The 9,378-nt window shown below is 66.4% G+C and carries 7 protein-coding genes, 1 tRNA gene and 2 rRNA genes; 7 read left to right on the plus strand and 3 right to left on the minus strand.

What is annotated here, in order from left to right; translation table 11 throughout:
• From A9O63_RS23145 to A9O63_RS00010, 3 genes are all read left to right on the plus strand, one after another.
• Positions 1–1,594, plus strand: a 23S ribosomal RNA gene (locus A9O63_RS23145); the annotation flags it as partial.
• A gap of 101 nt (positions 1,595–1,695) precedes the next feature.
• Positions 1,696–1,810: ribosomal RNA gene (rrf, locus tag A9O63_RS00005) — 5S ribosomal RNA — on the plus strand.
• A 45-nt stretch (positions 1,811–1,855) separates the two neighbouring features.
• Positions 1,856–1,932, plus strand: a tRNA-Met gene (locus A9O63_RS00010).
• Between the two features lie 446 nt (positions 1,933–2,378).
• On the opposite strand, the gene A9O63_RS00015 is transcribed toward A9O63_RS00010, so the two are convergent.
• Positions 2,379–3,461 (minus strand): alpha/beta hydrolase, encoded by a 1,083-nt coding sequence (locus A9O63_RS00015; protein WP_235836901.1) that lies wholly within the window; start codon positions 3,459–3,461, stop codon positions 2,379–2,381.
• 288 nt (positions 3,462–3,749) lie between these two features.
• Between A9O63_RS00015 and A9O63_RS23230 the strand changes: the two genes are divergently transcribed.
• The 4 genes from A9O63_RS23230 (at position 3,750) to A9O63_RS00040 (ending at position 8,218) form a co-directional block, all read left to right on the plus strand.
• The gene (locus A9O63_RS23230) at positions 3,750–4,775 is read left to right on the plus strand and encodes an AraC family transcriptional regulator (RefSeq protein ID WP_235836902.1); all 1,026 of its coding nucleotides are present in this window, start codon (positions 3,750–3,752) and stop codon (positions 4,773–4,775) included.
• Between the two features lie 278 nt (positions 4,776–5,053).
• Positions 5,054–5,947, plus strand: coding sequence for a formylglycine-generating enzyme family protein (locus A9O63_RS00030; RefSeq protein WP_069330086.1), 894 nt, complete (start codon positions 5,054–5,056; stop codon positions 5,945–5,947).
• Between the two features lie 7 nt (positions 5,948–5,954).
• A complete protein-coding gene (locus A9O63_RS00035; RefSeq protein WP_069330087.1) occupies positions 5,955–7,451 on the plus strand; it encodes an arylsulfatase B in 1,497 nt (498 codons plus the stop codon).
• Entirely contained in the window at positions 7,451–8,218 is a 768-nt protein-coding gene (locus A9O63_RS00040) for a porin family protein (RefSeq protein WP_235836903.1), read from the plus strand. The genes A9O63_RS00035 and A9O63_RS00040 overlap by 1 nt, the downstream gene beginning before the upstream one ends.
• Positions 8,219–8,292: 74 nt before the next feature.
• On the opposite strand, the gene A9O63_RS00045 is transcribed toward A9O63_RS00040, so the two are convergent.
• Both A9O63_RS00045 and A9O63_RS00050 read right to left on the minus strand, forming a co-directional pair.
• Positions 8,293–9,060 (minus strand): ABC transporter ATP-binding protein, encoded by a 768-nt coding sequence (locus A9O63_RS00045; protein ID WP_069330088.1) that lies wholly within the window; start codon positions 9,058–9,060, stop codon positions 8,293–8,295.
• A partial coding sequence (locus tag A9O63_RS00050) for an iron chelate uptake ABC transporter family permease subunit (RefSeq protein ID WP_141703011.1) occupies positions 9,057–9,378 on the minus strand: 322 nt, incomplete at its 5' end. The genes A9O63_RS00050 and A9O63_RS00045, both read right to left, overlap by 4 nt.

Here is a 9,378-nt window from a genome sequence, read left to right on the forward strand (position 1 = left end):
CTCCATGTCTCTTCATCCCTCGGATGCGGAGACAAGGAGCTTTCTGTGAAGCCGGGCCGTAAGGCATCCGGTGGAGAGATCGGAAGCGAGAATGTTGACATGAGTAGCGACAAACAGGGTGAGAGACCCTGTCGCCGAAAGTCCAAGGGTTCCTGCTTAAAGCTAATCTGAGCAGGGTAAGCCGGCCCCTAAGGCGAGGCCGAAAGGCGTAGTCGATGGGAACCAGGTTAATATTCCTGGGCCAGGAGGATGTGACGGATCGCAGGTGTAGTTCGGTCTTATCGGATTGACCGGGCTGCTGAGCGGTCCCTGGAAATAGCCCTCCATCAGACCGTACCCCAAACCGACACAGGTGGACTGGTAGAGAATACCAAGGCGCTTGAGAGAACCACATCAAAGGAACTCGGCAAAATGCCTCCGTAAGTTCGCGAGAAGGAGGCCCCGTCTGTAGGCAACTATGGGCGGGGGGCACAAACCAGGGGGTGGCGACTGTTTACTTAAAACACAGGGCTGTGCGAAGCCGCAAGGCGACGTATACAGTCTGACGCCTGCCCGGTGCTGGAAGGTTAAAAGGAGGAGTGCAAGCTCCGAATTGAAGCCCCAGTAAACGGCGGCCGTAACTATAACGGTCCTAAGGTAGCGAAATTCCTTGTCGGGTAAGTTCCGACCTGCACGAATGGCGTAACGATCTCCCCGCTGTCTCTGATGTGGACTCAGCGAAATTGAACTGTGTGTCAAGATGCACACTTCCCGCGGTTAGACGGAAAGACCCCATGAACCTTTACTATAGCTTCGCACTGGCATCAGGATTGTGATGTGCAGGATAGGTGGTAGGCATCGAAGCGGGGACGCCAGTTCCCGTGGAGCCAACCTTGAGATACCACCCTTCGCCATCTTGATGTCTAACCGCGGCCCGTTATCCGGGTCCGGGACCCTGCGTGGTGGGTAGTTTGACTGGGGCGGTCGCCTCCCAAACAGTAACGGAGGCGCGCGATGGTGGGCTCAGACCGGTCGGAAATCGGTCGTCGAGTGCAATGGCAGAAGCCCGCCTGACTGCAAGACTGACAAGTCGAGCAGAGACGAAAGTCGGCCATAGTGATCCGGTGGTCCCGAGTGGAAGGGCCATCGCTCAACGGATAAAAGGTACTCTGGGGATAACAGGCTGATGATGCCCAAGAGTCCATATCGACGGCATCGTTTGGCACCTCGATGTCGGCTCATCTCATCCTGGGGCTGGAGCAGGTCCCAAGGGTATGGCTGTTCGCCATTTAAAGAGGTACGTGAGCTGGGTTTAGAACGTCGTGAGACAGTTCGGTCCCTATCTGCCGTGGGTGTAGGAGACTTGAGAAGAGTTGCCCCTAGTACGAGAGGACCGGGGTGAACGATCCACTGGTGGACCAGTTGTCGTGCCAACGGCAGTGCTGGGTAGCTATGATCGGACAGGATAACCGCTGAAGGCATCTAAGCGGGAAGCCCCCTTCAAAACAAGGTCTCCCTTGAGGGCCGTGGAAGACCACCACGTCGATAGGCCAGAGGTGTAAGCGCAGCAATGCGTTCAGCTGACTGGTACTAATTGCCCGATAGGCTTGATCTGACCCGGTAACAGCAAGGCTCAATAAGCCAAAGCTCTACCCCAGATCAGAAAGCAATAGACCCGGAACAAGCAAAAGCCTGATGTTGTCGTTTCTTCTCCGGTCTGGTGGCCATAGCACGAGCAAAACACCCGATCCCATCCCGAACTCGGCAGTTAAGTGCCGTCGCGCCAATGGTACTGCGTCTCAAGACGTGGGAGAGTAGGTCGCCGCCAGACCTGAAAAGAAACGAATATCCCTCAAAACGATCAAATCAAAACCGACGCGGGGTGGAGCAGCCCGGTAGCTCGTCAGGCTCATAACCTGAAGGCCGCAGGTTCAAATCCTGCCCCCGCAACCAGTTCATACAACCAAGCCCGTAGCTTCGCTGCGGGCTTTTGTCGTTGTCCCCAGCCCCTTGCGGCACAACGGCAAAAGCGCCCCCGGTTCCCCGAAAAGCTCGGTCACGTGCCCGGGCGCGGCTGACTGATGATGACAGCCTGGCCGGTGAAGGCCCGGTGCCGAACATGCCCGCAAGCACGACGCATCCCGCGACAAGCACAAACTCCCCGATCAGCCCGCGCAGCAACGCCGCCGCCTCAAGCTTCGTCTTCGCGTCGTTCAGCGCCGCCACAAGGTGCGTGATCCTCCGGGCGCAAATCCCGGACAGCCCCGGGTGGATCGCCACCGGCTCCGGGTCCGGGATCTCCGCGAGCCGCGCTTCCGGATCGGCCCGCTCCCTCTCCGCCCCGTCCATCTTCGCCTTCAGGCCCGCAGGAAACATGCCACTCGCGACGGCACGCGCGCTCAGGGCAGTTGCAGGATCACCTTCGCGCCCTCCTGCACCAGCTGCACGCTGCTCCCGATCAGCCCGGTCCCCCGCCGGCTGGTGAAGATGTCCGTCCCGGACCGCTTCAATCCGGCCAGGAAGGCGATCAGGGCCGGCGATGTGCCGACCTTGAGATGGCCCAGAGCATCGCCGCCCTCGATCCGGGACAGGTTGATGACCTCGACGTCCAGCCCGTTCAGATCGGCCTCGCTCCGGACCGACCCGAGCCGCTTCATGCCGCCGCGCAACCGCGCCGAAAAGCCCAGCGCCCTGTCCTGCTCCGACACCACGACATAGACCGGGACGCGCCGGCGGAGCACCGGCTCGACCTCCTTTCGGAAGACGTCGATGTCGATGTCGGGCGAGATCAGCACCAGGGCATCGACCTTGTCCAGAACGCCGGGGCTGCTGCCCATCGCGATCCCCCGCAGGGTCTCCATCATCAGGAAGCAGCCCATGGAATGCGCGATCAGGTTGAAACCCGTCAGCTTCGACCGCCCCATCGCGCGGATCGTGGTCTCGAGCGCGTCGCGGGAATAGAGCGCGGACTCTCGATCCGTCAGGTAGCTCCGGGCGCGGCCGACGGATGGCCAGGCGAAGTTGACCGCGATCTGACGCCCGCTGAAGTCCTGCTGCATCTGCGCATGCCGGTAGAGGCCCTCGGGAAAGCTGGTGTTGTAGCCATGGGTGAAGAGCATGCCGCCGCGCCGGTCCGGCGGCTGGCGCGCCGCAGCGGCATCCAGCGCGCGGACGAAGGCCGCCTCGTCCGTCAGGGTCTCGGACGAGACGATCAGGAAGTCGCGCGACGGATCGGCCCGGTCTCCCCTGGGAAAGGTCACGCTGCCCGGCGCACGCGCGTGCGGAACCGATATCTGGAAGCGGGCGAAGCCGGGGCGGCCTGCGCGCTGCGCGGAATAGCCTGTCTCGGGTGTGCCGGGTCGGCGGGCGCTGGCGACCAGCAGCGTCTGGACGGACTGGGCCGGGGTTCCCGGTGGAAGCGGCTTCAGCCTGACCTCCTCGGCGCAGGCGGCCAGAAAGGCCAGAGCGGTCAGCGCGGCCAACCCTGACCGCCGGTATCGCGTGCCGCGTGGTTCCACAGCCTGCCCTCCCGGGAGATCCGACCTCTGGATACAGCCACGTCGGCGCAAGCCGAATTGCCATTTCGCGCCAGGACCGATGCGGAAGATCCCGAGGATGGCCTTGCGCGGGTCGATCGGCCTAGATTGACGCAGGGGCCGGCCGTTCTCGAATTGAGCATCGTCCGCTCCGACGCTGTGCCAAGGTAACCCGTGCCGGCCCGCGACGGCTGCAAGAGTGCATGATGCGGTTGTTATCGCTTGGAGATCTCGATGTACGACAAGCATCCGATCCGGCTGTCCATCATCCACATGGTTCCCGATGTCGCCGAAAGCCGGAATCTGGTGCTCGCGCCCCTTCTGGCGGGCGTCGGGCTGGATCTGGCAGACCTGACCGATCGGACTCAGATCGTGCTGCGCGCTCAGGTGGTCGCGCTGCTCCGCCTGATGGCCCGGCAGGCCGGAGAGGCGACGCTGGGCGTGGATCTGGCGGATGCCGCACGGCCGAGCCGGCTCGGCCCGTCGGGCGAGGCCCTCCTCGGTGGCCGGACCCTGCGCGAATGTATCGAGGCCCACATCCGCCATCTGCCGAACCTTCAGGCGGGCGTCCGGGTGGGGCTTCAGGTCTCGGGGTCGCACGCCCACTGGCGCCACGCCTTCGTCAACGGCGATCCCGAACAGGCCGCGGTCCTGACCGAGGGGATTGCGGCCTTCTTCGTCAAGGCGCTGCGTGCGATCACCGGCCAGCCCGATCTCCCGGTCTATCTGGTGCTGCCCCACCGTCAGCATGCCCCCATGCGCCAGTATGAGGAAAAGCTGCGCTGCGCCGTAAGTTTCCGTCCGGGGCGGGAGACGCTGATCTCGTTCGATTCCTTCTGGCTGGACTGGCCGAACCAGACCCTGACGCCCGACCTCCGGTCCCCGGACCGTGTCGATCCGGTGGGCCGCGATGCCGCGGTGCTGGCCGACGATGCGGCGCTGCGCAAGAGCCTGCAGTTGATCTTCGGTGTGGCCGCCATGTCCGGGCGGCTCAGTCTTGTGGACAGCGCGCGGACGCTGGGGATCGCGCCGCGCAGCCTGCAACGGCGTCTGGCCGGCATGGACAGTTCGTTCGAGGCGATGGTCGATGACTGGCGCCGCGAACGGGCGCTTCAGCTGATCGCGCAGGGCCAGCCCCTGCACGAGATCTCGGCGCGCCTCGGCTACACTCACCAGGCGCACTTCACCCGCGCCTTCGGACGCTGGCAGGGGATGGCGCCGTCGCGCTACCGCGCGGCGCTGGGGTCGGAGCGGACCTGACGGGCCCCTCGGCGGGATCTGTGGCGCCAAATGGCAATTGAGCGAAGCGCGCGATTTTCCTAGCTGGAAGGACAAGGAGCGGCGACCTGGAGGACACGAGGGTCGCTGCGGGCATCATCGACGGACAGGCCGCCAGAGCAGGCAGCGGAGACCTCTTCGCTGCATCGGTGAAGGCATGCCGACAGGGCGCATCGGAGGAGTCGAGATTGGCCGGACATTGTTCATGCGGATCCTCCGGCTCGTCGGGGCCGGCCGAGGCGCCGCCGACGAGCCGGGACATGATCTGGCTGCCCGGCGCCGTCTTCTACATGGGATCGGACAGCCACTATCCCGAGGAGGCTCCGGTCCATCTGGCCTCCGTCGAGGGCTTCTGGATCGACGCCTGCCCGGTCACGAATGCCGATTACGCGCGGTTCGTGTCGGCGACGGGCTATGTCACGGTCGCCGAACGTGTTCCCGCCGCCGCGGATTATCCGGACGCGGATCCCGCGCTTCTGGTTCCGGGCTCGCTGGTGTTCCGCCGGCCCGCGTCTCTGGAAGATCCCGGAGACTGGACGCGCTGGTGGGGCTACCGGCCCGGGGCCTGCTGGCGCCATCCGGAAGGCCCCGGCAGCGACGTCGCGGGGCGCCTCGATCATCCGGTCGTGCATGTCTGTCACGAGGATGCGCTGGCCTATGCGCGGTGGGCGGGAAAGGATCTGCCGACCGAGGCGGAATGGGAATATGCGGCCCGCGGCGGGCTCGACCGGGCGGAATTCGCATGGGGGGACGTGCTTGTCCCCGAGGGCCGTCACCGCGCCAACATCTGGCAGGGGCAGTTTCCCGTCGAGAATCTGGCCGAGGACGGATTCGAGGGCACCTCGCCCGTCCGGGCCTTTCCGCCCAACGGCTACGGCCTGCACGACATGATCGGAAACGTCTGGGAATGGACCTCGGACTGGTTCCGCGCCGACCATGGCGGACGCTCCGCCCCGGGCTGCTGCACGGCCGTCCGTCCGGAGGCGGGGGCCAGCCCCGCCGCCGAGGCGCGCAAGGTGCTCAAGGGCGGCTCCCATCTCTGTGCGCCGAACTACTGCCGACGCTACCGGCCCGCCGCCCGGCAGGGCCAGACGCCCGACTCCGCTTCGGGACATATCGGTTTCCGCTGTGTCCTGCGACCCGTTTCCCCGTGAGGATCAGATGACCCAGACCGAACGCTTCCCCACCGATACGACCCTCGACCTTTCCGGTCACCCCAACCGCCGCGATGTGCTTGCAGGCTCCGCGGGGTTCCTCGCGGCCATCGCGGGCCTGTCCATTCTCGCTCAGCCGGCGCGCGCGCAGGAGGTGGCCCGGCCGCACATCCTCTATATCCTGGTCGACGATCTCGGCTATGCGGATGTGGGGTTCCACGGCTCGGACGTGAAGACGCCCAACGTGGACCGGCTGGCGGCCGAGGGCTCGCGGCTGATGCAGTTCTACACCCAGCCGCTCTGCACCCCCACGCGCGCCGCGCTGATGACCGGCCGCTATCCGATGCGCTACGGCCTTCAGACGGGTGTCATCCCCTCGGGCGGCCGATACGGGCTCGACACCGCCGAAGTCCTGCTGCCGCAGGTGCTGAAGGAGGCCGGCTACCGGACCGCGCTGGTGGGCAAGTGGCACCTGGGCCATGCCGACCAGAAATACTGGCCGCGCCAGCGGGGCTTCGACTATTTCTACGGTCCCCTTGTCGGCGAGATCGACCATTTCAAGCACGAGGCCCATGGCATCACCGACTGGTACCGCGACAACGAGATGGTCAAGGAACCGGGCTATGACACCGAGCTGTTCGGCGCCGATGCGATCCGGCTGATCGAGGAGCACGATCCCGCGACGCCGCTCTACATGTACCTGTCCTTCACCGCGCCGCATACGCCCTATCAGGCGCCGGACAAGTACAAGGACCTCTATCCGGACATCGCGGATGAGGGGCGCAAGGCCTATGCCGCGATGATCTCCTGCATGGACGATCAGGTGGGGCTGGTGCTGCAGGCGCTGGAGCGGCGCGGCATGCGCGAGGACACGCTGGTCATCTTCCACAGCGACAACGGCGGCACGCGCTCGAAGATGTTCGCGGGGGAAGGCGCCGTCGCGGGCGAACTGCCGCCGCGCAACGACCCGCTGCGCGAAGGCAAGGGCACGCTCTACGAGGGCGGCACCCGCGTCGTCGCGCTGGCCAACTGGCCCGGGCGCATCCCGGCGGGCGAGACGCACGGCATGATGCATGTCGTCGACATGCTGCCCACGCTGGCGGGGCTCGCGCAGGCGGAGATCGCCCATGCCGGGCAGCTCGACGGGATGGATGTCTGGCAGGCGATCGCCACAGGCCAGGCCTCGCCGCGCGAGGAGGTCGTCTACAACATCGAGCCGACGCAGGGCGCGCTGCGCGACGGGAAGTGGAAACTCTACTGGCAGCCGATCCTGCCGCCGAAGGTCGAGCTCTTCGACCTCGAGGCCGATCCGTCGGAAAGCACGGATCTGTCGGGGAAGGAGCCGGACCAGTTGGCCCGGATGCAGGCCCGCGTGATCGATCTCGCCCGCAGCATGGCGCCGCCGCTGTTCTACGCCAATGCGCTTCACACCACGCTTTCCGCGCCGCTCGCCACCGCCGCTCCGGGCGACCTCCTGAACGCCATGGCGCAGGGAGAGGACTGATGACCCTGTCCCGGTTCCTTCGGTCGGCGGCGTGCCTCCTTGTCCTGTCCTGCGCGGCTGGCGCGGCCGGCGCGCAAGCGATGGACGAGGACCAGCCCCGGCTGGTGCTCAGCGGCTATCTCTTCGCCAGCGGGCTGAGCGGTCAGGCCTCGACCTTCGAAAATCTGCCTCCCGCCGACATCGACCTGTCTTTCGGCGACGTGCTGGAGGATTTCGAGGGCGGGCTGATGGGGGTCGCCGAATACCGGACCGGGCCCGTGACGCTTCTCGGTGACATGATGTTCACCCAGGTGCGGCCGGGCGGGACGCTTCAGGGGCCCCTGGCCAGCGACGTGGAACTGCGCCAGCGGTCCCTGACCCTGCAGACGACCGCCCTCTACCGGTTGCATGCCACGCCGGACATGCGTGTCGATCTGGGGGCGGGCCTGCGCTACTGGCACATGGACAACAAGATCTCGACCTCCTCCGACGCGCTCGGCTATCGCACGCGATCGCAGGATCAGGACTGGGTCGATCCGGTCGCGGCCGCCCGCGTCCAGGTGCGGCTTGCGCCCGGATGGACCGCCACGGCCTATGCCGATTACGGCTTCAGCGGTGTCGGGTCGGACGAGACGTGGCAGCTTCTGGGCACCGTCGACTACAGCTGGAACGAGCGGATGTCGCTCAGGATGGGCTACCGGGTGCTCGCAACCGACTACCGGAACGGCGACTTCCTCTATGACGTGACGATGCGCGGCCCGGTTCTGGGGCTGGCCTACCGGTTCTGAACGCGCCTGCCGTGGGCCCGGACCCGATCCGGGCCGACGGCAGGCTGGGCGTGCCACCACGGGATCGGCATCGCCTAGGCCGGCACGGCCACCCTCTGCCCGTCGGCCCGGTGCAGGACTTCCATCCTCACCGAATAGATCTGCTGAAGCCGCTCGGCCTTCATCAGCTCGTCGGGCGGGCCCTCGAGCACGACCTGCCCCCGCTTCAGCGCGACGATGTGATCGCAGAACTGTGCGGCCATGTTCACCTCGTGCAGCACCACGACCACGCTGCGCCCCTCCTCGTGGCACATGGTCCGCACAAGGCGCATCACCTCGACGGCATGGGCGATGTCGAGCGCCGAAATGGGCTCGTCCAGAAGGAGCGTCGAGGCCTGCTGCGCCACCATCATCGCCAGCCACACCCGCTGGCGCTCGCCGCCCGAAAGCGTGTCGACCAGTCGCTCGGCAAAGCGCGCCACGCCGCATTCGGCCATCGCCCGCGCGACGACGGTCTCGTCCTGCGGTCCGAACCGGCCGAGCGCGCCGTGCCAGGGATAGCGGCCGAGCTCCACCAGCTCGCGCACCAGCATCCCCTCGGCCGGGGGCGTGGTCTGGGGCAGGAAGGCGAGGCGGCGGGCATAATCGCGGGCGTTCCAGCCCGCCAGCGCGCGGCCCTCGAAGGCGACGGCGCCTTGGGCCTCGATCTGGCGCGCCAGCACCTTCAGCAGGGTCGACTTGCCCGAGCCGTTGTGTCCGATCAGGCCCGTGACCCGACCCTGCGGCAGATCGAGGCTGATCCCTTCGAGCAGCCGCCGGCCGGGCACATCGACGGAGAGATCGCGGATCGAGAAAAGGGTCATCGGTTGGCTCGCATCAGTAACCACAGAAGCCACGGCGCCCCGATGAGCGAGGCGAAGAGGCCGAGGGGAAGCTCGTAGGGAAAGCCCGCCACGCGCGCGCCGAAATCGGCCAGGAGCATGAGCAGGGCGCCGATCAGCGCCGCGCCGGTGACGTGATGGGCGGGGCGGGCCAGACCTGCGCGGCGCGCCATGTGCGGCGCCATGAGGCCCACGAAGCTGAGCGGGCCCACGAGCACGGTGGCCGCGCCGGTGGCGAGCCCCCCAAGAAGAATGAGCGTGACGCGGGCCCGCCGGAGCGGCAGGCCGAGGCCGCCCGCC

Source organism: Cereibacter johrii (assembly GCF_001720585.1).
GTDB classification, from domain to species: Bacteria; Pseudomonadota; Alphaproteobacteria; order Rhodobacterales; family Rhodobacteraceae; genus Cereibacter_A; species Cereibacter_A johrii.